21 protein-coding genes, 1 riboswitch and 1 other annotated feature are annotated in these 24614 nt (G+C 31.4%); of the genes, 18 read left to right on the top strand and 3 right to left on the bottom strand.

All coding sequences use genetic code 11. The features are described from left to right. Nucleotides 1–81 precede the first annotated feature (81 nt). Nucleotides 82–1521 (bottom strand): proline--tRNA ligase, encoded by a 1440-nt coding sequence (gene proS, locus BR69_RS0107910; RefSeq protein WP_027632710.1) that lies wholly within the window; start codon nt 1519–1521, stop codon nt 82–84. A gap of 94 nt (nt 1522–1615) precedes the next feature. Then, nucleotides 1616–1836: a binding site (T-box leader), on the bottom strand. 381 nt (nt 1837–2217) lie between these two features. On the opposite strand from proS, the gene BR69_RS0107905 reads away from it, so the two are divergent. The 10 genes from BR69_RS0107905 to BR69_RS0107855 all read left to right on the top strand — a co-directional run bounded on the left by BR69_RS0107905 (nt 2218) and on the right by BR69_RS0107855 (nt 12669). Continuing rightward, a complete protein-coding gene (locus tag BR69_RS0107905; protein WP_027632709.1) occupies nt 2218–2727 on the top strand; it encodes a DUF5698 domain-containing protein in 510 nt (169 codons plus the stop codon). Between the two features lie 14 nt (nt 2728–2741). Then, complete coding sequence (gene prdR / locus BR69_RS0107900; RefSeq protein ID WP_027632708.1) at nt 2742–4514, top strand: sigma-54 dependent transcriptional regulator PrdR; 1773 nt, start codon at nt 2742–2744, stop codon at nt 4512–4514. 268 nt (nt 4515–4782) lie between these two features. Next, entirely contained in the window at nt 4783–6084 is a 1302-nt protein-coding gene (gene prdC / locus BR69_RS0107895) for a proline reductase-associated electron transfer protein PrdC (protein ID WP_242840668.1), read from the top strand. Between the two features lie 24 nt (nt 6085–6108). Then, on the top strand, nt 6109–8259 hold the full coding sequence (prdA, locus tag BR69_RS0107890; RefSeq protein WP_027632706.1) for a D-proline reductase (dithiol) proprotein PrdA: 2151 nt from the start codon (nt 6109–6111) through the stop codon (nt 8257–8259). A gap of 23 nt (nt 8260–8282) precedes the next feature. Further along, complete coding sequence (locus tag BR69_RS0107885; protein WP_027632705.1) at nt 8283–8534, top strand: CBO2463/CBO2479 domain-containing protein; 252 nt, start codon at nt 8283–8285, stop codon at nt 8532–8534. A gap of 1 nt (nt 8535) precedes the next feature. Next, complete coding sequence (prdB, locus tag BR69_RS21470; protein ID WP_084315343.1) at nt 8536–9261, top strand: D-proline reductase (dithiol) protein PrdB; 726 nt, start codon at nt 8536–8538, stop codon at nt 9259–9261. Nucleotides 9262–9338: 77 nt separating this feature from the next. After that, nucleotides 9339–10097, top strand: coding sequence for a proline reductase cluster protein PrdD (prdD, locus tag BR69_RS0107870; RefSeq protein WP_027632702.1), 759 nt, complete (start codon nt 9339–9341; stop codon nt 10095–10097). Nucleotides 10098–10113: 16 nt separating this feature from the next. After that, on the top strand, nt 10114–10584 hold the full coding sequence (locus BR69_RS0107865; protein ID WP_027632701.1) for a glycine/sarcosine/betaine reductase component B subunit: 471 nt from the start codon (nt 10114–10116) through the stop codon (nt 10582–10584). Between the two features lie 2 nt (nt 10585–10586). Continuing rightward, a complete protein-coding gene (locus BR69_RS0107860; RefSeq protein ID WP_027632700.1) occupies nt 10587–11591 on the top strand; it encodes a proline racemase in 1005 nt (334 codons plus the stop codon). Between the two features lie 199 nt (nt 11592–11790). Further along, the gene (locus BR69_RS0107855) at nt 11791–12669 is read left to right on the top strand and encodes a sulfite exporter TauE/SafE family protein (protein WP_027632699.1); all 879 of its coding nucleotides are present in this window, start codon (nt 11791–11793) and stop codon (nt 12667–12669) included. Nucleotides 12670–12830: 161 nt separating this feature from the next. On the opposite strand, the gene BR69_RS0107850 is transcribed toward BR69_RS0107855, so the two are convergent. Beyond that, nucleotides 12831–13727 carry an FUSC family protein gene (locus tag BR69_RS0107850; RefSeq protein WP_027632698.1) on the bottom strand — a complete coding sequence of 299 codons (897 nt, stop codon included), beginning with the start codon at nt 13725–13727 and terminating at the stop codon, nt 12831–12833. 323 nt (nt 13728–14050) lie between these two features. Here BR69_RS0107850 and truA point away from each other — a divergent pair, with 323 nt between their 5' ends. Further along, on the top strand, nt 14051–14788 hold the full coding sequence (gene truA / locus BR69_RS0107845; RefSeq protein ID WP_027632697.1) for a tRNA pseudouridine(38-40) synthase TruA: 738 nt from the start codon (nt 14051–14053) through the stop codon (nt 14786–14788). Nucleotides 14789–15120: 332 nt separating this feature from the next. On the opposite strand, the gene BR69_RS0107840 is transcribed toward truA, so the two are convergent. Beyond that, on the bottom strand, nt 15121–15612 hold the full coding sequence (locus tag BR69_RS0107840) for a CarD family transcriptional regulator (protein WP_242840667.1): 492 nt from the start codon (nt 15610–15612) through the stop codon (nt 15121–15123). Nucleotides 15613–16199: 587 nt separating this feature from the next. Here BR69_RS0107840 and BR69_RS0107835 point away from each other — a divergent pair. The 7 genes from BR69_RS0107835 to BR69_RS0107805 all read left to right on the top strand — a co-directional run bounded on the left by BR69_RS0107835 (nt 16200) and on the right by BR69_RS0107805 (nt 24421). Further along, a complete protein-coding gene (locus BR69_RS0107835; protein WP_027632695.1) occupies nt 16200–17627 on the top strand; it encodes an NAD(P)/FAD-dependent oxidoreductase in 1428 nt (475 codons plus the stop codon). 13 nt (nt 17628–17640) lie between these two features. After that, nucleotides 17641–18897 carry an NAD(P)/FAD-dependent oxidoreductase gene (locus BR69_RS0107830; RefSeq protein WP_027632694.1) on the top strand — a complete coding sequence of 419 codons (1257 nt, stop codon included), beginning with the start codon at nt 17641–17643 and terminating at the stop codon, nt 18895–18897. Beyond that, nucleotides 18897–19250, top strand: a complete 354-nt coding sequence (locus BR69_RS0107825; RefSeq protein ID WP_027632693.1) for a DUF1667 domain-containing protein — start codon at nt 18897–18899, stop codon at nt 19248–19250. The genes BR69_RS0107830 and BR69_RS0107825 overlap by 1 nt, the downstream gene beginning before the upstream one ends. A 489-nt stretch (nt 19251–19739) precedes the next feature. Further along, the gene (locus tag BR69_RS0107820; protein WP_027632692.1) at nt 19740–20300 is read left to right on the top strand and encodes a glycerol-3-phosphate responsive antiterminator; all 561 of its coding nucleotides are present in this window, start codon (nt 19740–19742) and stop codon (nt 20298–20300) included. A 92-nt stretch (nt 20301–20392) separates the two neighbouring features. Beyond that, on the top strand, nt 20393–21148 hold the full coding sequence (locus BR69_RS0107815; protein WP_027632691.1) for an MIP/aquaporin family protein: 756 nt from the start codon (nt 20393–20395) through the stop codon (nt 21146–21148). 18 nt (nt 21149–21166) lie between these two features. Continuing rightward, nucleotides 21167–22666, top strand: coding sequence for a glycerol kinase GlpK (glpK, locus tag BR69_RS0107810; RefSeq protein ID WP_027632690.1), 1500 nt, complete (start codon nt 21167–21169; stop codon nt 22664–22666). Between the two features lie 555 nt (nt 22667–23221). Continuing rightward, nucleotides 23222–23410, top strand: a riboswitch (cobalamin riboswitch). A gap of 159 nt (nt 23411–23569) precedes the next feature. Beyond that, complete coding sequence (locus tag BR69_RS0107805; protein WP_034849543.1) at nt 23570–24421, top strand: YitT family protein; 852 nt, start codon at nt 23570–23572, stop codon at nt 24419–24421. Nucleotides 24422–24614 lie beyond the last annotated feature (193 nt).

Genomic DNA, 24614 nt, shown 5'->3' with positions numbered 1-24614 from the left:
ATATATTTAATTTAAAGGAGAGCAGAAGAAGAAAAGGTGTAGTAGATATAAACTACCACACCTTTTCTTCTATATTTATTTTTAATAAGCACGACCCCAATAAACTAGAGATTTAGCTTCTTTTCCACAACAAACACAAGTTTCAGATATTCTTTCAGTATCGTGGAATGGCATACATCTAGAAGTAGCCACTGCAACTTCTTTAATCTTATTTTCGCATTCTACATCACCGCACCACATAGCACGAACGAAACCAGGTTGTTTATCAAGGCTTGCTTTAAACTCATCTAAGTTCTCAGCATCAGAAGTTTTACTGTTTTGAGAAGTTCTTGCCTTTTCAAGTAGAGAATTATGAATATCATCTAGTATTCTTGGAATCTCTACGTCTAAGTCATCAAGGGATACAAATAGTTTTTCTCTTGTATCACGTCTAACAAGGACACATTGATTTTTTTCTATGTCCTTTGGGCCTATTTCAAGTCTTAGAGGAACTCCCTTCATTTCATATTCAGAGAACTTCCATCCAGGGCTCTTATCAGAACTATCTAACTTAACTCTTAAGGATTTACTTAGTTTATCTTTAAGTTCTGTAGCTTTTTCAAGAACCCCTTCTTTATGCATAGCAACAGGAACTATTACAACTTCTGTTGGTGCTATTCTTGGAGGTAGTACAAGACCATTATCATCTCCATGTACCATTATTATAGCTCCCATAATTCTAGTTGAAACTCCCCAAGATGTTTGGAAACAATTTTTTATTTTGCCATCCTTATCAGTGAAGGTTACATCAAAAGCTTTGGCAAATCCATCTCCAAAGTTATGAGATGTACCGCATTGTAGAGCTTTACCATCATGCATTAAGCTTTCTATAGTATAAGTTGCTAGAGCACCAGCAAACTTTTCTTTATCTGTTTTCTTTCCTTTAACTACAGGGATTGCTAAAGTTTCTTCACAGAAGTTTGCATATATATCTAAGATTCTTAAAGTTTCCTCTTCAGCTTCCTCACGAGATGCATGCATAGTATGACCTTCTTGCCATAAGAATTCAAGATTTCTTAAAAATGGTCTAGTAGTTTTTTCCCATCTTATAACTGAACACCATTGATTATATAATTTTGGAAGATCTTTATAAGATTGAATTATATTACTATAATGATCACAGAATAAAACCTCAGAAGTAGGTCTTACACATAATCTTTCTGTAAGTTCTTCAGAACCACCATGGGTAACCCAAGCAACTTCTGGAGCAAAACCTTCTACGTGGTCAGCCTCTTTCTTTAAAAGACTTTCTGGGATTAAAAGTGGCATATATACATTTTCATGACCAGTTTCCTTAAAACTCTTATCAAGAACTTTTTGAATATTTTCCCATATAGCATATCCATAAGGTCTTATAACCATACAACCTCTAACAGGAGCGTAATCAACCAGCTCAGCTTTTTTAACAACATCAGTGTACCATTGTGTAAAATCCACATCCATAGAAGTAATTGCTTCAACTAACTTCTTATCTTTTGACATATTAATACCTCCTTAAATAATAACAAATACAACAAATCTTAGTAATAAGTTTAAAAAATATATTTTTGAATATAAAAAAAGCCTTCAATCCCAATGAAGGGACCGAGGCTTAAATATCGGCGGTACCACCCTAATTAACATAACTAATTAATTTATGTTCGGCTCTAAAATCTTTAACGGTAAAAATCCGCTGTAACTTAATCGTAACAGAACTCAAAGGTAGGTTCAAAAATATATCTTTAGGAATATTTCACCAAATCTATTCCCTCTCTTAAAAAATAGTGATTTTTTACTAGTCCTTATCATAGTTTATAATATATTATATTTTTATTACTTTATAATATATTATAAAGTAATCCTTGTCAAGAATGTTATAAAATTCTTTGGTTCTAAATAATAAAGTTACTGTAGTATTTATCTTTAAATAATAAGGGGAGTATAGTATAATTAAGATAATAAATTATGCAAATAAAGACTAATATTTAGTTATGTTTATATTATTATTGGAAAAGTACATATAAGCATAATAAATCATTATATTTAGGGGTAACTATAGGATATGCTAATTTTAAAATAGTGTATTCTATTTATGGTGTTCATTATAATTAAATTTAATGTTAATTAATTATAATGAGCACCATAATTAAGGGATAAAATATTAAAAAAACATTTAAGGATGGAGGGGGATTTATGGTTTTGCTTAGTTATTTTGCTATCTTTTTTGCTAAAGTTTTAGAGGTATCCTTAGCTACGGTTAGGATGGTTCTTATAACTAGAGGAGAAAAATTTTGGGGGTCATTAATTGGATTTGCTGAAGTTGTAATTTGGCTTTATTTAATAGGATCTATAATTTCTAATGTTATAGAAGATCCTATTAAGGTTGTATTCTATTCCCTTGGATTTTCTCTTGGAAATTATGTAGGAGCTATAATAGAAGAGAGGTTAGCTTTAGGTTTAATAACTCTAAATATAATAGCATCTAGAGAACAAGGTGATGCCATAGCAGCTATGCTGAGAGAAAAACAGGTTGGGGTTACCACGATTGATGGGGAAGGGAAAATTGAGCATAAAAAAATGTTAATAGTACACTTAAAAAGAAAGAGAAAAAATGAAATAGTATCTTTAATAGAGGAATCAAGTTACAATTGTGTAGTATCTATAAATGATACAAAGGTAGTTTATGGAGGGTATGGTCTTAGAAAATAGAGGTGGAGATTTAAATGAATTTATCTGAATTGCTTTATAGAGTAAAAGATATAATGAATGTAAATTTTATAAAGGTAGAAGAGAAAAGTACTTTAAGTGATGTTGCTGATCTTATTGTAAACAATAACTTAGATGAGGTTATTGTTGTAGATGAAGGTGAGAAACTGCTAGGAATGTTCACAAGAAAGGATTTAGCTCGTGTATCAAGAAGAAATAACTATATAAAAGATCTTATAAAGGATCACATGATAGAGAACCTAATAACTATAGGACCAGAGGAATCTGCAAGGGTAGCTAGAGATATTATGATAGATAATGGTATTGGAAGAATACCAGTAGTAGAAAATGAGAAGGTTATAGGGGTTATAACATCTAATAATCTTAGAGATACCTTTTATCTAAAAATAGATGAAATGTTTGATTTGCAAAATAATATTTTAGATAATATCCATGAAGCAGTATGTATATGTGATGAAAAAGGTGTAGTAAGTTATTGGAATAAGAGTGCAGAAAAATTATATAAATTAAAGGCAGAAGAGGTTATTGGGGGACCTATAGAAAATCACTTTACTAATGCTATAATCTTAAAAGCATTAAAAGATGGTGAAATTATAGAAAATATAAGACATGAACCTATAAAAGGTAAGTCTGTTATTTTAAGTGCGGTACCTATATATAATTCTAAAAAACAAGTTATTGCTGTTGTGTCCACTGACAGAGATATAACTGAGGTGGTTGCGTTATCCAAGGAATTAGAAAGTGCAAATGAAAAGGTGGAGCTTTTAAGTAATGCCTATAATAGGGAAATTGCAAATAATTATAAATTTCCTCATATAATAGGAAAGAGTAAAAAGATGATAGACTCTATAGCTCTTTGTCAAAAAGTTGCATCCACCACTGCATCAGTTCTTATAACGGGAGAAAGTGGAACAGGAAAAGAAGTTTTTGCTAAAGCAATACATGAAGCTAGTGGTAGACAAGGACAGTTTGTGGCTGTTAACTGTAGTGCTATACCAGAGCAACTTCTTGAAAGTGAACTTTTTGGATATGTAGAAGGGGCTTTTACTGGGGCTGTTAAAAAAGGGAAAATTGGTATGTTTGAGTTTGCAAATAATGGAACCTTATTTTTAGATGAGATAGGTGATATGCCAATTGGAATGCAAAGTAAACTTTTAAGAGTTCTTCAAGATGGGGTTGTATATAGATTGGGAAGTGAAAAAGCAATCCATACTAATACTAGAATAATTGCAGCTACAAATAAAAATTTAAGGGAAGCAATAAAGGATAAAAGTTTTAGGGATGATTTATTTTATAGGTTAGCAGTTGTTCAGTTAGAACTTCCAGCTCTTAGGGAAAGAAAGGAAGATATTAGAGATTTAATTAATTATTTTGTTAATAACATATCAAAATATGAGGGTATTGAAGTTAACAATATAGATGAAGATATATATGAAATACTTTCTGATTATACCTGGGAAGGAAATATAAGAGAACTTAAAAATGTAATTCAGAGGATTGTGGTTCTTTCTAACAAGGGACATATATCTATAAGTAGCATACCGGAGTATATACTTAATACCTCAGTAGTTAAAGAGAAAATACAGGAAGAAAAAGACGATAAATATAATATAGAAGAAAGAGTGAAAAACCTTGAGTACAACATAATTAAAGAGGTTATGGAGATTACAAAAGGGAATAAAGCAAAGGCAGCTGAGATACTTAAAATTAAAAGAACTACATTATATTATAAATTAAAGCAATATGGACTTGTAGACACCTGTCAATAATTTGACAGGTGTGTTTATTTTTTGACACTATATAGAAAAATATGGTTAGGTGTTGATTCATCAATGCTTGACATATTATTAACAATGAAAAATGCAAATAAGTGTCGAAAAAATGACGATTTTATATTTGGAATCTATTTTTTGAATAAAAATTCACACTATTGCACATACCTATTCTACAAGGGTTTTTAATAAATTTTTCTGATATTAAAAGTTTTGGCACGGTAATTGCTGTATATAATATCGTAATTCAATCGGAGGTGAGTGTATGGACAAGATGTTCAAGTTTCCTCTAAAGATGCATGTAGGTGCACCATGTGAACCAATTGTGAAAGAAGGACAGAAGGTTCAAAGAGGGGAATGTATAGCAGATCCAACTAAAGGTTTAGGTGCTAAGATACATTCTAGTGTTAATGGAGTGGTATCAAAGGTTAATGATAATGAAATAATAATTTTAGCTGATGAAAATCAAAGCAAAGATTATATGAAGATAAGAGAGTGTGATTCAGTTATAGATTATGTATTTGAGGCAGGAATAGTAGGTGCAGGTGGAGCAGGATTTCCAGCTCATGTAAAACTTAAGGCTGATATACCTGATGGATATATAATAGCCAATTGTGTTGAGTGTGAACCTTTATTAAAGCATAATATAAGAATCTTAGAGGAAAATCCAGAAATAGTTATAAAGGGAATAAGGTATGCTATGGAAGCTACAAAGGCTCCAAAGGCGTATATTGGAATAAAAGCTAAGAATAAGAAGGCTATAGAATCTATAAATAAAGCATTAAGTGGAGTAAATAATATAGAAGTGAAAGAACTTCAAGATTTGTATCCAATGGGGGAAGAGAGAGCACTTATAAATGGAATATTTGGACAGTGGTTAAGACCAGACCAACTTCCATTAGAAGCTAAGTGTGTTGTTTTAAATACTGAAACCCTTGCTAATATAAAGAGAGCAGTTGAGGATAGAAAACCAGTTATAGATAAAGACTTTTCGGTAGCAGGAAAGCTTAAGAGTGGAAAAGAGACAGTAGTCTTCTTTGATGTTCCAGTAGGAAGTAAGGTATCAGAACTTGTAGAAAAGGCTGGAGGAATTGATGGTACATATGGAGAGCTTGTTATAGGTGGACCATATACTGGAAAATCAGACAACCTTGAAAATGCAAGTGTTACCAAAACATCAGGTGGGGCAATACCAACTATTGAACTTCCAGAATTTAAAGGAAAGCTTGGCTTATTAGTTTGTGCCTGCGGTGCAAATGAGGATAGATTAAGAGAGATTGCTGGAAAGATGAATTCAGATGTGGTTGGAGCTGTAGAGTGTAAAAATGTAGAACATATAAAAACAGCTTTAAAATGTAAGACACCAGGTGACTGACCTGGCCAAACGGCTGTAGTTTTACAGCTAAAGAAAATGGGTGCAGAAAGAATATTAATATCTAACTGTAGTGATTGTTCTAATACTGTTATGAACTGTGCTCCAAAGATGGGTGTGGGCGTATATCACGCAACAGACCATATCTTTAGAACAGTAGACCATAAATTAACTAGAAGATTAGAAGTTGAATAACAACTTAGAAGGAGGAAATGAGATATGTCAATGAGTGCTGAACATGCAGAGTCTCTTAAAAATGAGCATGCTGTTGTTTGTTGTAGAGCAGAAGCTGGAACTATACTTTCAGCAGATAATTTAGAAGATCCGGATATATTTCCAGATATGGTTGACTCAGGATTGTTAACAATACCTGACAACTGCCTTAAAGTAGGGCAAATAATTGGAGCAAAGCTTACAAAGACAGTAGATTCTTTAACACCATTAACTCCAGATGTAGTTGAAGGTTACAAAGAGTTAGATGAAGAAAAGAAAGAATTAAAAGAAGAAACTAATGAATCAAAAGAAGAAACTAATGAATTATGTTGCCCAGAAGAGAAAGCTGTTCTTAAATTTAATAAGAAGGCTGGAGAAACAATTGATGCTGAAGATTTAGAAAATCCGATGTACTTTGAGCAATTAGAGGATTCTTTACTTGTTAATTTAGGAGATAATGTTTTAACAAGACAGGAAGCTGTAGGGAAGACATTAAGTGTTGAAGTTCCAGCTTTAACTCCTGTAACAAGTTGGATCCTAGAGGGATATGAGGAGGAAGAAATAATGCCAAACCAACAAAACGTTGTAACAACCATAAGCGGTTCAGTACTTAAGATAAAAATCGCTGAAGGTAAGGGAATTGACATTGAAGTTCCATTAACATTAAATGGATCAGCTCCAGTTCCACCAATGGCTAAACCTGTAGCACCAGTAGCTGTTAAAGCAGCAGAGGTTAAGTCACCAGCTAAAGCTGAGGAAAAGGTAGAAGTTAAAAATGTAGTAGCTGAAAAGAAGGTAAGATCTTTAACAAAGAAACATTTTAAGATAGAGAATGTTAAAGTTGAAGGAAATGAAACTAAGATAGAAGGAACAACTCTTTATATAAGAGAAAATGTATGTGAAGATGCTGCACAGCAAAGCCACTTAGTTGAGTCTATAAAGCTTGATATAATAACTCCAGATAAGTATAACACTTATTCTGAAACTATAATGGATGTTCAACCTATAGCGACTAAAGAAGAGGATGCTAAGGTAGGAAATGGAGTTACAAGAGTTATAGATGGAGCCATCATAATGGTAACTGGTACAGATGTTGACGGAGTACAAATTGGAGAATTTGGATCTTCAGAAGGAATATTAGAAGAAAACATTATGTGGGGAAGACCAGGAGCACCAGATAAGGGTGAAATATTCATAAAGACAGAAGTTGTTATAGCAAGAGGAATGAATATGGAAAGACCAGGTCCTCTAGCAGCTCACGCAGCAACTGACTTCATAACTCAAGAAATAAGAGAAGCTCTTAAGACACTTGATGAGTCATTAGTAGTTAATACTGAAGAACTTGTAGAGTATAGAAGACCAGGTAAAAAGAAAGTTGTTATAGTTAAGGAAATAATGGGTCAAGGTGCAATGCACGATAACTTAATATTACCTGTTGAACCAGTTGGAGTACTTGGAGGTAAGCCAAATGTTGACCTTGGAAATGTACCTGTAATGTTATCTCCTCTTGAAGTATTAGATGGAGGAATCCACGCATTAACTTGTATAGGACCAGCATCTAAGGAATGTTCAAGACACTACTGGAGAGAACCACTTGTAACAGAGGCGCTGCATGATGAAGAAATAGACTTTGCAGGAGTTATATTTGTTGGATCTCCACAAATAAATGCTGAAAAGTTCTATGTATCTGAAAGATTAGGAATGATGATCGAATTTATGGATGTTGATGGTGCCATAGTTACAACTGAAGGATTTGGAAACAACCATATAGATTTCGCATCTCACATAGAGCAAATAGGAATGAGAGGAGTTCCAGCAGTAGGAATGTCATTCTGTGCAGTTCAAGGAGCTCTAGTTGTTGGAAACAAGCATATGAAGTATATGGTTGATAATAACAAGTCAGAGGGTGGAATAGAGAACGAGGTTCTTTCTTGTAACACTTTATGTAAGGAAGATGCTATAAGAGCTTTATCTATGGTTAAGTCTGCTATAGCAGGAGAAGATGTAAAGACAGCTGAAAGAAAGTGGAATCCAAATGTTAAGGAAAGTAATTTAGAATCAGTTGAAAAAGCTTATGGAAGCAAGATAGATAGAGTACCAAATGAAACTACAATACCAATGAGTGAAAAAAGATTAGAGAAATACTCTACAAAGTAATTTAGATAAAGAGAGGCCATAATATGAAATATGGTGATAAGATAATAAAAATGGAAGGTGTTATAGTTGAAGTTCAAGATGGAGCTGTAGCTATGGACCTTAAAGGAAGACTAGGATACTTGAAAGTTCCTATGAGAATGCTTATAACAGATTATCCTCTAAAGGTAGGGCAAGAGATAGCTTTTAATATGAGCTTTCCAGAAGTTGTATCAGAAGAGGTTAATGAAAAATATGTAAGTAACCTAGAGATAAGAAATAGAAAGGAAGGAAAGTAACATGGATTATACTGTAGTTAAGGGTTTACAATCAGAGATATTTGTACCAATAACTCCTCCTCCAGTATGGACACCTGTAACAAAAGAGTTAAAAGATATGAAAATAGCTTTTGCTACAGCAGCTGGAGTACATTTAAAGTCTGATAAGAGATTTAATTTAGCAGGAGATTTTACTTTTAGAAGAATACCAGGAGATGCACCAGTATCTGATATGATGGTATCCCATGGAGGATATGATAATGCAGATGTTAATAAGGACATCAACTGTATGTTCCCTATAGATAGACTAAGAGAGTTAGCAGCAGAAGGATTTATAAAGGAAGTTGCTGAAACTCATATAGGATTCATGGGTGGTGGTGGAAACCAAGAAAAATTCGCTCATGAGACTGGTCCAGAAATAGCTAAAATTTTAAAAGAAGAAAATGTTGATGCTGTAGTTTTAACTGCTGGCTGAGGAACTTGCCACCGTTCTGCTGTATTAGTACAGAGAGCGATAGAGGAATCGGGGATTCCTACAATATGTATAGCAGCATTACCACCAGTTGTTAGACAAACTGGAACACCAAGATCAGTTGCACCATTAGTTCCAATGGGAGCTAATGCTGGAGAGCCTAACAACAAAGAAATGCAAACTGCAATATTAAAAGACACTTTAAATCAGTTAGTTACAATAGATACTCCAGGAAAGATAGTTTCTCTTCCATACGAGTACGTTGCTAAGGTTTAATAAAAAATATCCGATCTCTCTTTTTAGAGAGATCGGTATTTATTAACTATTATTTATTTGTTTAGAAGGATTAAATTATGAGAGAAGTAAAGGAATTAAGAAAACTTTCAATAAAAACTTTCCATGTTGAAAAAGTTGAATTTTCAGACAAAACTTTTTTGAAAGAGGGAACCCTTTACTTAAGACATGGAATTAATAATCTAGAATTTAACAAAGAATATATAAAGGGTTTAAAGATAAGGCTTATAGAGCCCAGTGATAGAAAGGTTTTTGTGAATTCAATAATGGACTTTTCTCCTATAGCTACTAAAGTGTTAGGAAGCTTAGGAGAGGGAATAACTCATGTATTCACAGGGATAACTGTTATGCTTACAGGGATAGATGAAGAAGGTATTCAAGTTGCAGAGTTTGGATCATCTGAAGGAATCCTAGAAGAGCAGGTAGTTTTTGATAGGGCAGGAACACCTAAAAAAGATGATATAATAATTCATTTAGATTTTGTATTAAAAAAAGGTATGGGAACATTAAGATCAGCTATAACAGAGGTTCATAAAGTAGCCGATACTATAATACAGGAAATAAGAGGATTTTTAAAAAACTTAAATGGAAAATTATGTGATGAGAGATATGAATATTATGACACAGTAAAAAAACATAGAAAAAACATTGTTATAGTAAAGCAAGTGGCAGGTCAAGGTGCTATGTATGACACTGCTTTATTTGGAAAAGAACCCTGCGGAGCCTTAGGAAGTAGATCTATAATAGATATGGGAAATGTTCCTGTGATATTATCACCTAATGAATATAGAGATGGAGCCCTAAGAGCGATGCATTAATTTTGGAGGGATGATTATGGGAGTAGGACCATCTACAAAAGAAACAACCCTTCACCATTTTAGAGATCCTTTATTAGATGTAGTAGATAAAGATGATGATGTAGATTTATTAGGTATAGTTATAGTTGGTACACCACAGGCTAATGAGGATAAAGTATTTGTTGGAAAACGAGTAGGGGTTTTATTAGAATCTATGAGAGCTGATGGTGCCATAGTATCCTTAGATGGATGGGGCAACAGTCATGTAGATTTTGCAAACACCATTGAAGAAATAGGAAAAAGAGATATACCAGTGGTAGGACTTAGCTTTATAGGTACTCAAGGTCAATTTGTAGTTACCAATAAATATATGGATACCATAGTAGATTTTAATAAATCTAAAGAAGGCATAGAGACAGAAGTTATTGGAGAAAATAATGTTATCATAAAGGATGCAAGAAAAGCTTTAGCTTTTCTAAAATTAAAAATGAAGAAATTGGGGGAATAATAATGAAATTTTCAAAATCAATTCAAGCAGTAGACTCTCATACTATGGGAGAACCTACAAGAATAGTAGTAGGTGGAATTCCAGTTATAAAAGGAAACACAATGGCAGAGAAAAAAGCTTATCTTGAAGAGAACTTAGACTATGTAAGAACAGCTATAATGCATGAGCCAAGAGGACATAAGGATATGTTCGGTTCAATAATAACAGCGCCAACCCATGAAGATGCAGATCTTGGAATAATATTCATGGATGGCGGTGGATATCTAAACATGTGTGGCCATGGTTCCATAGGAGCATCAACAGTTGCAGTGGAAACAGGAATGGTAGAGGTTAAAGAACCTTACACAGAAATAGTTTTAGAAGCACCAGCGGGACTTGTCAAGGCTAAGGTTAAAGTTGAAAATGGAAAGGCTATTGAGTCATCAATAGTTAATGTACCATCATTTTTATACAAGAGTGTAGAAATAGAAGTTCCTGAAATAGGTAAGGTAAAAGTTGATATATCTTTTGGAGGAAGTTTCTTTGCAATAGTAAATTCTAAGGATTTAGGATTAGAGATTGAGTCTAAAAACTCTACAAAGCTTACAGAGGTTGGATTAAAAATAAGAGATATAATAAACTCTACAGTAGAAATAAAGCACCCAACTTTATCTCACATAAAAACTGTAGATTTAGTAGAAATTTATGGAGCACCAAAGAATAAAGAAGCAACTTACCAGAATGTAGTTATATTTGGAGAAGGTCAAGTTGATAGATCTCCTTGTGGAACAGGTACAAGTGCAAAGATGGCTACATTATTTGCAAAAGGAGAGCTTAAAGAGGGCGAAAATTTTGTGTATGAAAGTATTCTTGGAACCATGTTTAAAGGCAAAATTTTAGGAACTACTAAAGTGGGAGAATATACTGCAGTAATTCCAGAAATAACAGGAAGTGCATATATAACAGGATTTAACCACTTTGTAATAGATGAGAATGACCCAGTAAAGCATGGATTTATATTAGGATAAATTTTATAGAGGGTTAATCCCTCTATAAAATTCATATAATAAAGATATCAATACAAGGTTTTGCAGATTAAATAACATAAGTTAAGGTTAAAATTTAAAGCAATATATAAAGCAATAATACATAAAAATATCTGAAATTTGATTAAAAAAGAGAATTTAATTAAATAAAAATATGCAACATAACATAGGGGGAAGATATATGTTAACCAATATAGTCCTTGCAGTATTAGGAGTTATTACATTAGTATTCGCAGTCTTTTATATAAAAGATGTTATATCAGCGGGAAAAGAAGGTAACCTTGGAGAAGGAAATTTTGTAATAGCCGGAGTATCAGGATTTGTAGTAAACTTCTTTGATACCTTAGGAATAGGGGCATTTGCACCATTAACAGCTTTATTAAAGGGTTTTAAATTAACAAGAGATAAACTTATACCAGGAACATTAAATGTATCTTGTACAATACCAGTTGTTTTAGAGGCATTTATATTTATAGATGGTATAAAGGTAGAACCTGTAACACTGATAGGAATGCTTGCAGCAGCTGCTATAGGAGCAGTTCTTGGAGCAGGATTTGTTTCTAAGCTTGATGAGAAAAAGATACAGTTATTTATGGCTGTAGCATTACTGGCAGTTGCTTTAATTATGTTAGCATCTCAGTTAGGGTTAATGCCTATAGGTGGAGAAGAAATAGGACTAAGTGGAGTAAAACTTGTAATAGCAATAGTGGCTAACTTTATATTAGGAGCATTAATGACTGTTGGAATAGGATTATATGCACCATGTATGGCATTAGTTTATGCCTTAGGTATGAGCCCAGCAGTTGCCTTCCCTATAATGATGGGATCTTGTGCATTTTTAATGCCATCAGCTTCTTTAAAATTTGTTAAAGAGGGAGCTTATGATAAAAAAGCATCTATAGCCATAACTATATTCGGATCTTGTGGTGTGTTTATAGCGGCTTATCTAGTAAAGAGTTTACCTCTCGATATACTAAAGTGGCTTGTAGTAGTAGTTATACTTTATACTTCTATAACAATGTTTAGATCTTATAGTAAGAGAGCAAAAGCAGCTAAATAGTTTAAAAAGTAAATAACTTATAAAAGATATAGGGCTATAAGTATAATATTATACTTATAGCCCTATATCTTTTATATAAGTTTCTATTATGGATATAGATAGAATTATGATGGATTAAGGCTAAATAAACAAAGGTGTGGTTCAGAAGTTATTTTCTTAGGTTATTTTTTTAAGTAGTCTGGTATTGAAATAATTTTATTGAACCCATCTAAAAGACTTATTAGCTTTTCAAGGTGATAATTATAAACAATATTATTAGTTGAATCCTTATAAGGTTTTAATTTTATTGTTCTAAAGTATTTTTCAGATAAAATTTTATGATTATTAGAGCTTATATATGAGTCCTTAGCTAAATTTTCTAGTGCTGATATGTGAGATAGGGCCTCTATAAAGTTCTCCTTTAATAAATTTAGTTTATTAATATCTAAAAGATCTCGTCTTTTAGGTTTAAGTTCCTTAGAATAGATATCTAAACAATCTATATAAGTCTTTAAGCTATGGTAAAGATCCGTGGTGTTAATAGGATCTTTACTATTTAAGTGATTTTCAAGATAAGTAAAAATATCATCTATCAAGGCTCGGGAAGACTTTTCCACATCATGAGATGGCTTAGGAGGAAATATTATATAATTAACAGCTAAGGCAATTACTATACCTATAAAGGTTTCAGTTAGCCTTATAAAATAATACTCGTGAGGGGCTACCTGAGAGTGGCTCATTACATATAAGAAAGATATACCAGACAAGGTTCCAGCCTTTGGTATATTAAGGTACCTGACTAAATTTAATAAAAATATTATTCCAAAAAAAATTGCAAATATGTTGAAGCTAAAGTAACTCCCAAGAATAGAACCTAAGATGGCTCCTATAAGTGTTCCAAGAAGTCTATGTTTACTTGCCATGAAGCTATCATAAATAGTACTTTGAAAAGTTACTAGAGCAGCTATAAGGGCATAAAATGGGGAATCTACATTTAAAACATAAAACGGAAGCATAGATAAGACTATAGCCAGCGCAGTTTTTACAATTCTTAATTGATTTCTTTCTAGTTTAAACATTTTTACTGCCTCCAACTTTAAATATTTATATCTTATGTAGTTTATCAAAGTAGAGTTAATAAACTGTATATATATAATGGATTAATTGTTAATAATATTAAAACAGGAGTATTTCTTAGTTTTATAACTTTTAAATTTAGATATTATTTATCCTTAGCTTTTTTAGTAGAAATTAGTCATTAGATATTAGTTGTTTTATAAATCTAAAACAATAATATAAAATACTTATCTATAGCTTTGTTTCAATATAAACTATATAATTATATAGTGCTTTTGCAAAAGATTAATAAAGTAATAATACAAGGAGTTGGAGAAGGAGTATTATGAGAAATTTAAAAATATCAATAGCTTATGATGGAACTAGATATAGAGGATGGCAAAGACAAAAAGGAGATGTGCCAACCATACAAGGGAAAATAGAGGATGTCTTATGTAAGATGACAGGTGAGGAAATTCAATTAATAGGATGTGGAAGAACAGATACAGGAGTTCATGCAGAAGAATATATAGCAAATTTCCACACTAATTGTGACCTTAGTATAGAACTTATGCTAAACTATTTATACGAATTTTTACCTGAGGATATAGTTGTAAAATCTATAAAGGATACAACAGAAAGATTTCATGCTAGGTATAATGCTAAGGCAAAAACTTATGTATATAGAATAAATAATAGTAAGTTTAGAGATGTATTTAATAGAAAATATACTTATCATACAGATGAAACTCTAAATTTAAGCCATATGAGAGAAGGGGCAAAATTTTTAATTGGAACCCATGATTTTCAGAGCTTTACTAGTCTAAAGCCTAAAACAAAATCTACTGTTAGAACTATTAATTACATAGATATAGTTGAGGACAATGGAGTAATAGAAATAAAAGTTAATGGTAATAGTTTTCTTTGGAATATGGTAAGAATTATTACTGGAACATTATTAGAAGTAGGTAGTGGGAAGCTGACTCCTAAAGATGTGAAAAAGGTATTAGATGAGAAAAAAAGATCAGAAGCAGGTCCAATAGCTCAAGCTAAGGGATTATGCTTAAAAGAAATTGATTACTAAAGAGTTTTATTATAGTAATAGAAGTATAAGCATTAAATAGATTAAGATTTAAGTGAGTAATCCCTATATTTCATATGAGATGTAGGGTAATTACCGTATAATCCTTATATGAAATATATTAATATTTTAATATAAATATAGGTTTTTAAATGTGTTAAATTATGAGATAAACATATATCAGTATAAAGTGGATGTGTTGTTTATCTAAAGAATATTAAGTGTTAAATTTAAGGGTTATTCTCAAATACATATAAAATAGTAAAAAAATAACATAGTGAAAGAATATTAAACCTAAATATTCTTCAGCTATGTTATTTTTCACATTAATAGATTTAACTAATATTAGCATTTAATAACTTCTCTGCTTCCTTTTCAGTAATTTTTTTTATTAATGACATTTCATCTATTAGAGATTTTCTTACATTTTGTAGCATTTGCTTTTCACTTGAATTAAGACTTTTTTCTTTATTCATATGAGTTAAGTAATATACAACTTCCACAATATCTTCTAAAGCCCCAGACTTGATTTTATCCATATTAACTTGATATCTTTCCTTTGAGGATGGTACATCTTCTGAATCCCATTCCTTAGTATGAAAATTAAATAATACATCTTCAAGAGTTGATGCATCACTTATTAAACGTATATTAGAAGTTTCAAGTCTTTTTGATGGAATCATTATGTCCATATTATTTGTAAGCATCTTTATAATATAGTATTGCTGCTTTTCTCCTGAAAAATCCTTTTCCTCTATACCCTCTACTATCCCTATACCTTGCATTGGATAAACTACCTTATCGCCAACATAAAACAAATAACTCACCTCTACATTATATTTCTTAAATTTATTATAACATATATGGATTTTTAAATCAAACTTATTATATTAACATAAAAAATATAATCAAGTCAATAATTTTTATACATAAAATATCAACAAAAAATGCGGAAAAATATTATCACATTTATACACTAGTCTTGGTTTCTAAAGTTATCATATATTCTTTTTTCAGGATGGTGTAAAGAAGCACTAAATTTATGAAAAAGTGTTCAATTATATGGTGATTATATAGTTAAAAAGAAATCAATATTATCCAGTCTAAAGTTAAAAATATAACTTTTTTTATAAAAACTATAGAAAAAAATATAAAATAGTGATAGAATGAAAACGTAGTAATTAAAAATTAATATATAAAAGTGCAAGAGAATTATAGAGTTAAGCACAAAGTCGGGATATAATACCCACTTTTTGCGTAACTCTTTTTTATTTTGTCGTATTTATTTTTTAGCATCCTTTAAAGAAGGACAAAGCATAAATTAAATACAAAAAAAATTATTTACAATTATGATCTAGTAAAAATGCTTTAAATAAAAACTAAAAGATATTGAGTTTTATAGGAGGAGTTATTTATGTATGATGTTGCAATAATAGGAGCAGGTGTAATAGGGGCTTCAGTATTTAGAGAACTTACAAAGTACAATCTAAAAGTAGTAGTAATAGAAAAAGAAAATGATGTATCCATGGGAACATCAAAGGCAAACTCAGCAATAGTTCATGCAGGATATGATCCAAAGAAGGGCAGTTTAATGGCTGAATATAATGTTCTTGGAAATGAGATGTTTGAAAGCCTATGTAAAGAACTTTCAGTGCCTTTTGAGAGAAATGGGTCCTTAATAATAGGCTTTAATGAAGAAGATATGAAAACTATAGAAGAGCTTTATAACAATGGCAAAAATAATGGAGTTAAGGGATTAAGGATTTTAAGTAAAGAAGAGGTTTTAGAGAAGGAACCTAACTTAGAAGATAATATAGTTGGAGCCTTATATGCACCAACAGGAGCTATCGTTGGACCTTTTGAATACACAATAGCACTTATGGAAAATGGAAAAGACAATGGGGGAGAAGTAAAATTATCCTCAGAGGTTGTTGATATAAAGAAGGATGAGAACTTTAAAATAAAATTATCTAATGGAAGTACTATAGAAAGCAGATATTTAATAAATGCTGCAGGAGTATTTGCAGACAAGATTCATAATATGGTATGTGAAGAGTCGTATAAAATACTTCCAAGAAAAGGACAATACTTTGTAATGGACAAGAGTCAAGGGGATGTGGTAAGTCATACAGTGTTCCAATGTCCATCAAAACTTGGTAAAGGAATATTGATAACTCCAACAGTACATGGAAACCTTTTAGTTGGACCAGATGCTATTGATATAGAAGAGAGGGAAGATTTTTCAACTTCTATGGAAGGACTTGAGAAAATAAGGGAAATAGCAAGTAGGACTACTAAGGCAGTAAATTACAGGGAAAGTATAAGAAATTTCTCAGGGCTTAGAGCTACTAGTGATAGAAATGATTTTATAGTGGAGGAAGCAAAGGATGTTAAGGGATTCGTAGATGTTGCAGGAATAAAGTCACCAGGACTTTCCTCAGCACCAGCTATAGCTCTTGGGGTTATAGATATATTAAAAAATTCAGGGCTTAATTTAGAAGTAAACCATAATTTTAATCCTATAAGAGAACAGGTTCACTTTATGGATTTATCTAAAGAAGAAAAGGAAAAGATAATAAGAAAAGATCCAAGGTATGGAAGAATAATATGTAGATGTGAAAATATTACAGAGGGTGAGATTGTAGATTCTTTAAAAAGATCTTTTGGAAACATGTCCATAGACGGGATTAAGAGAAGATGTAGACCAGGAATGGGAAGATGCCAAGGTGGTTTCTGTGGACCTAGAGTACAGGAGATAATATCTAGAGAACTTAATAAAGACATAACTAGTATAACATTGGACAAGGGGAATTCTTACATTTTAACAGGAAAAACAAAGTAGGAGGTATGGAGTTATGAATTATGATTTAGTTGTAATAGGTGGAGGTCCAGCAGGACTAGCAGCAGCTTATGAAGCTTATGAAAATGGAGTAGAGAATATATTGATTATAGAAAGAGATAAGGAATTAGGAGGAATACTAAATCAATGTATACACAATGGATTTGGACTTCATACATTTAAAGAGGAGCTTACTGGTCCTGAATATGCAGAGAGATTTATAGATATGGTAGAGAGTACTAAGGTAGAAGTGAAATTAGATACCATGGTTCTTAATATAGATGATAATAATGTAATTCATGCTATAAACACAGAAGAAGGATATATGATTATAGAGACAAAATCTATAGTTCTTTCTATGGGATGTAGAGAAAGAACAAGAGGAGCTATAAATGTACCAGGAGATAGGCCAGCTGGAGTATTTACAGCTGGAGCAGCTCAAAGATATATAAATATGGAAGGATATATGGTAGGCCGTGAAGTTGTTATTTTAGGCTCTGGTGATATAGGGCTTATAATGGCTAGAAGAATGTCTTTAGAGGGAGCAAAAGTTAAAGCAGTGGTTGAACTTATGCCATATTCCAATGGTCTTAATAGAAATATAGTTCAATGCCTTCATGATTATGATATACCATTATATTTATCTCATACAGTAACTAAGATAGTAGGTAAAGATAGATTAGAGAAGGTAGTTATAGCTAAGGTTGATGAAAATAGAAGGCCTATAGAAGGAACAGAAATAGAATTCAGTGCAGATACACTTTTATTATCAGTAGGACTTATACCAGAAAATGAGTTATCTAAAAATGCAGGAATAGAACTAGATAAAAGGACCAACGGATTAATAGTTACAGAGAGCATGGAAACATCAAAAGAAGGAATATTTGCTTGTGGAAATGCTGTCCATGTCCATGATTTAGTTGACTTTGTTACTGCTGAGTCAAAGCATGCAGGAAAAAATGCTGCTAAGTATGTAAAAGGGGAATTAAAAAGAGGAAACTACATTAATATTAAAAATGGAAATGCAGTTAACTATACAGTGCCTCAAAAGGTATGTATAGATGCTGTGGAGGACAATCTAAATATTTTCCTAAGAGTTAATAATGTTTATGAGAATAAGACATTAGTGGTTAGATCTGGGGGAGAAATCATAGCCTCATTTAAAAAACTACATTTACTTCCAGCAGAAATGGAAAAATTAATAATACCAAAGTCTAAGCTAGAAAATGTAACTGAAGATATAGTAATTTCACTTGAGGATGGTGTTAAGTAATGGAGAGAGAGTTAATTTGTATAGTTTGTCCAAGAGGATGTAGATTAAAAGTTAATGTGGATGAAAAGACAGTAACAGGAAATAGCTGCAAAAGAGGAGAAATCTATGGAATAAATGAGGTTACAAGTCCTGTTAGAGTTATAACTTCTACTGTTAAAATAAATGGAGCAGCTTTAAGGATGTTACCTGTAAAAACTGATGGGGCAATACCAAAGGATTTGAACTTTAAATGTATGGAAGAAATAGCTAAGGTAGAGGTAGAAGCTCCTATAAAAGTAGGACAAGTAGTAATAGAAAATGTTTTAGGAACTGGAATAAATGTAGTGGCAGCAAGGACTTTAAAGAAAATATAAGATTTTAGAGTTTTAAAACAATAGGTTAATCATAAAAAGATTAAAAAATCTTTTTTATTAACCTATTGTTTTTTAATTTAATATTTTTTTTGTTAGAATAAAAGGAAATTTATAGATATAACTTTTTTTATATTGGCTGAAAAACCCTAAAAATACTTACATATTGTTAAAACATTGTCTAGAAATAAAAGAGTTATTAATATGTGTTTTATTAAGAATATAACTACTTAAGGAAGAAAATTAGATCATTATAAAGTTGGAGACATTTATTTTAGAAGTTTTAAGGCTAGTAAAGTATATATATAGGTTATATTATGGTGCGTTAGAAATGGAAACATGAATATGAATTATTATATTATTAATAAATATTAGGTTGATTGTTAAAATATAAACAAATCATCAAAAAAATAAGCGAGTATTTGACAATTGCTAATATAACGTGATAAAATAATATTAGGTTGTAAATGATTACAAGGGATTGATGATAGTATGAATAATTTTAAAAGGGTTTTAGAAGACAACCCAATAGTTGCAGCAGTAAAAGATGAAAAAGAATTAGAGTTAGCTTTAGAAGGTGATATACAAGTTATTTTTGTTTTATTCGGTAGTATATTAAATATTACTGAAATAAGTGAAAAAATATATAGTAGTAATAAAGTGGGGATTATTCACGTAGATTTAGTAGAGGGACTTTCTAATAAAGAAGTATCTTTAAAGTTTTTAAAAGAAACTACAAAGTTTCATGGAATAATAAGCACTAAACCACAGGTTATAAGAAGTGCTAAGAAGTTAGGATTTATAGCAATTCAAAGAGTGTTTATGATAGATAGTCTATCTAAGGAAAACATAAAAAATCATTTAGTAGAAGAATGTGATGCTGTTGAGATACTTCCAGGACTGTTATTTAAGATTATTAAGGAATTATCTCTAAGTTTAAATAAGCCCCTTATAGCAGGGGGATTAATCTCAGATAAAGAAGATGTACTTGGAGCTTTAAAAGCAGGTGCTACATGTATATCAACAACTAAAAAGGAAATTTGGTCTATGTAGAGCAAAGAGAATGAGAGAAAAGGCTACATAAGATTGCTTATGCAATTTTATGTAGTTTTTTCTTTAAATAATTTTAAAAAGGAGAGAGCAGAATGCAAGCATATTTAGCGGAATTCTTAGGTACCTTAATTTTAATCTTACTTGGTAATGGGGTTGTAGCCAATGTAGTACTAAAAAATACTAAAGGTAACTCCTCAGGATGGATTGTTATAACAGCAGGATGGGGGTTTGCAGTAGCGGTAGCAGCATATATGACAGGATGGATGAGTGGGGCGCATTTAAATCCAGCAGTAACAATTGGACTAGCATCTTCAGGATTGTTTCAATGGGACAAGGTGCCAATGTATATAATAAGCCAAATGCTAGGAGCCATGGCAGGTATGGTTATAGTTTATCTTAACTATAAAAACCATTATGATGAAACAACAAATGGAGAAGACATAAGAGCAACATTTTGTACAGCACCAGCTATAAGAAATAAAGTTTATAATTTTATAGGTGAATTTACAGGGACTTTTGTATTATTATTAGGTATAAGAGGAATAACTTATAGTGAGGTGTTTAAAACTACCTTCAACGGTTCAGGAGTTGAAATTGTAGGAACAGTAGGTATAATGGGATCTTTCTTAGTAGGGGTTTTAGTATGGGGAATAGGTTTATCTCTTGGGGGAACTACAGGATATGCTATAAATCCAGCTAGAGATTTAGGACCAAGGATAGTACATGCTATATTACCTATGAAAAATAAAACCCATTCAGATTGGGGTTATGCACTTATACCAATAATAGCTCCTATTCTTGGAGGAGTTTTTGGAAGTTTAGTATTTGATTTAATAATTAAATTATAGAAAGTAGGAGTGATAATTATGGAAAAATATATTATAGCATTAGATCAAGGAACTACGAGCTCAAGAGCAATTGTTTTTGATAAAGAACAGAATATAATAGGAATAAGCCAGAAAGAATTTACTCAAATATACCCTAAAGAAGGTTGGGTTGAACATGATCCAGTAGAAATATGGGCTACTCAATATGGAGTTCTTCAAGAAGTTATAGCTAAAACTAATATCACTCAAGATGAAGTTGCAGCTATAGGAATAACTAACCAAAGAGAGACCACTATAGTATGGGAAAAAAGCACAGGAAAACCAGTTTATAATGCTATAGTATGGCAATGTAGAAGAACAGCAGATATATGTGATGACTTAAAGGCTAAGGGATGGGAAGATTATATAAAGAAAAATACTGGTTTAGTTGTTGATGCATATTTCTCAGGAACTAAAATAAAATGGATTCTTGATAATGTAGAAGGAGCTAGAGAAAAAGCAGAAAGAGGAGAACTGTTATTTGGTACTGTAGATACATGGCTTGTATGGAAGTTAACTAATGGAAAAGTTCATGTTACAGATTATACTAATGCATCAAGAACTATGCTTTATAACATAAAAGATTTAAAGTGGGATGACAAAATCTTAGAAGAATTAAACATACCAAAGTCAATGCTTCCAGAGGTTAAAAATTCTTCAGAAGTTTATGGATATACGAACCTTGGAGGAAGAGGTGGCGTTAGAGTTCCTATAGCAGGAATGGCTGGAGATCAACAAGCAGCATTATTTGGTCAGACTTGTTTTGAAAAAGGTGAGGCAAAAAATACCTATGGAACTGGATGCTTCTTATTAATGAACACTGGGGAAGAAATGGTAGAGAGTAAAAGTGGACTTTTAACTACTATAGCAATAGGAATTGATGGTAAGGTTCAATATGCCTTAGAAGGATCTGTTTTTGTAGGGGGAGCGGTTATTCAATGGCTTAGAGATGAGCTAAGAATAGTAAACGATTCAGTAGATACAGAATACTTCGCATCTAAGGTAGATGATAATGGAGGAGTTTATATAGTGCCTGCTTTTGTTGGACTTGGAGCGCCACACTGGGATATGTATGCTAGGGGAGCAATATTTGGGCTTACAAGAGGAACTAATAGAAATCATATAATGAGAGCAGCTCTTGAGTCTATAGCTTACCAAACAAGGGATCTTATAGATGCAATGAAGGAAGATGTTGGATCTGATCTTAAAAGTATAAGAGTTGATGGGGGAGCAAGTAGAAATAAATTCTTAATGCAATTCCAAGCTGATTTATTAGGTAAGAAGGTTGTAAGGCCAATAATTTCTGAAACAACAGCATTAGGAGCAGCTTATTTAGCGGGTCTTGCAGTAGGATTCTGGAAGGATAAAGAAGAGGTTAAGAAGTTCTGGCATATGGCTGATGAATTTGATGCTAACCTTCCTAAAGAAAAAGTAGATAAATATTATAAGGGATGGAAAAAGGCTGTTAAGAGATCTCTAAAGTGGGAAGAGGAAGAATAGAAAAATAATCTGTTTTAGAGTTATTTTTGCCCTAGGTAAATTTTAGATTAATAGACTTTTAAGCTTTAAAATAAGGATATAGATATAGTAATTAGCAGATGTAATATAAGATATTTTCATTATAAAAGGAATGAGTTTTATGGAAAAAACATAAATCTCATTCCTTTTATATATTTAAGATAAATAATAAATTACTTAAAATATAGCAACATAAGTTATTTATATTGTTTTTGAATATATTAGAAAAAAATAAGTTTAATGTAAAAAGTATGTGATTAGTGGTATAATATAAATATATACTTTTTAGAAGAGAGTTCTTATGGGGAGAAAATAATACTTAATTTTAAAGTAGAACAATATAAGGTTTTAATGCAAAGTGTTAACTTATTTGTTAAAATATTTTTCATTAATAGTGTTTTATACATCTATCCAAATAAAGATAAATCAAGGATATTTTTAATGAATAAGTCAAGTATTTATGTAAAAACCCTATAAGACAAATTGTTTAGACACAAGTATATTTGAAGGATACTAGTTCATTACTAGATATAAAAAACTGAATATTTAGATAAAGGTACAGAGAATAAATATTCTCTGTTTAAAAGGGAATCAGGTTTAAGTCCTGGACGGTCCCGCCGCTGTAATGGGGAGGAAATTCATTTTATATACCACTGACTAAAGTTGGGAAGGTATGAATATCCTATGATCCAAAGTCAGAAGACCTGCCTTTATTAATGCACTAATAACTCTACGAGAGATGGGGGGTGTCTTAATCTAGATATAAAAACATTAGTATGTTTTTAATTAAAAATGTATCTAGTTTTAATTTGATGCCTCTAAACAGTCGTGTTTAGGGGCATTTGTGTTTAATTAAGTAAAGTACTAAATAAAAGGGGGATTTTTATGAAAGAAAAGTTAAAAGAATTTATGTTAATTAATCTAGGGATGATAATGGTAGCTGGTGGTATGTATTTCTTTTTAATGCCTAATAAGTTAGCTACAGGAGGAGCTAATGGAATAGCTATTATTATACACAAATTTGTTCCAAGCTTATCCGTAGGTATTCTTATGTTATTTATAAATATAGTACTTTTTATACTAGCATTTCTTATTATAGGCCCTAAGTTTGGAGTTAAAACTATATATGCTAGCTTTGGAGTATCATTAATTATATGGATATTAGAAAACTATGTAAAGTTTAATAAATCTATTACTGGAGAATTATTTTTAGAATTAATTTTTGGAATTCTTATATCTGGAATTGGAATGGGCATAGTCTTTAATCAAGATGCGTCTACTGGAGGAACAGATATTATATCAAAAATATTAAACAAGTTCTTTCATATAGATTTAGGAAAAGGGGTATTGTTATCAGATTTAGCCACAACTATTGCTGCAGCCTTTGCTTTTGATATTAAACTATCTATGTATGCTATGCTAGGGGTTATTATTAATGGATTTGTTATAGATGCTATTATTGAAGGAATAAACATGTGTAAGGAAGTTACTATAATAAGTAATAATTATGAGGAAATAAAGAGATATATAGTAAATGATTTAGAAAAGGGAACAACAATATATAAAGCCATGGGGGGATTTTCAGAAAAAAATAAGAATGTAGTGGTTGTAGTAGTAAGTAAAAGAGAATTTATTAAATTAAAAAGCTTTGTAAATGCTGTGGATAAGGAAGCTTTTATAACAGTTAATAATGTATATGAAATTTTCGGTAATGGATTTAAAAGCTTAAATTATTAATTTAACTTTTGGTACTAGTTAAATTAAGGGCTTTAAATCAGTAGATTCTAAATTATTAAATTAAGGACTTTATAATTCAAAAATATAAATTTTCATTACTTTAAGATTTAATTAGCCTAATAGGTTAATTTATCATGGTTATAATATATGAGGGAAGATAAGGATAGTAGTATAAGGAGATTTTAGTGGGGAG

It is taken from the genome of Clostridium hydrogeniformans DSM 21757, assembly GCF_000686705.1.
In the GTDB taxonomy this organism is placed as follows: domain Bacteria; phylum Bacillota; class Clostridia; order Clostridiales; family Clostridiaceae; genus Clostridium_Z; species Clostridium_Z hydrogeniformans.
This window is presented reverse-complemented; position numbering and strand designations above follow the sequence as displayed.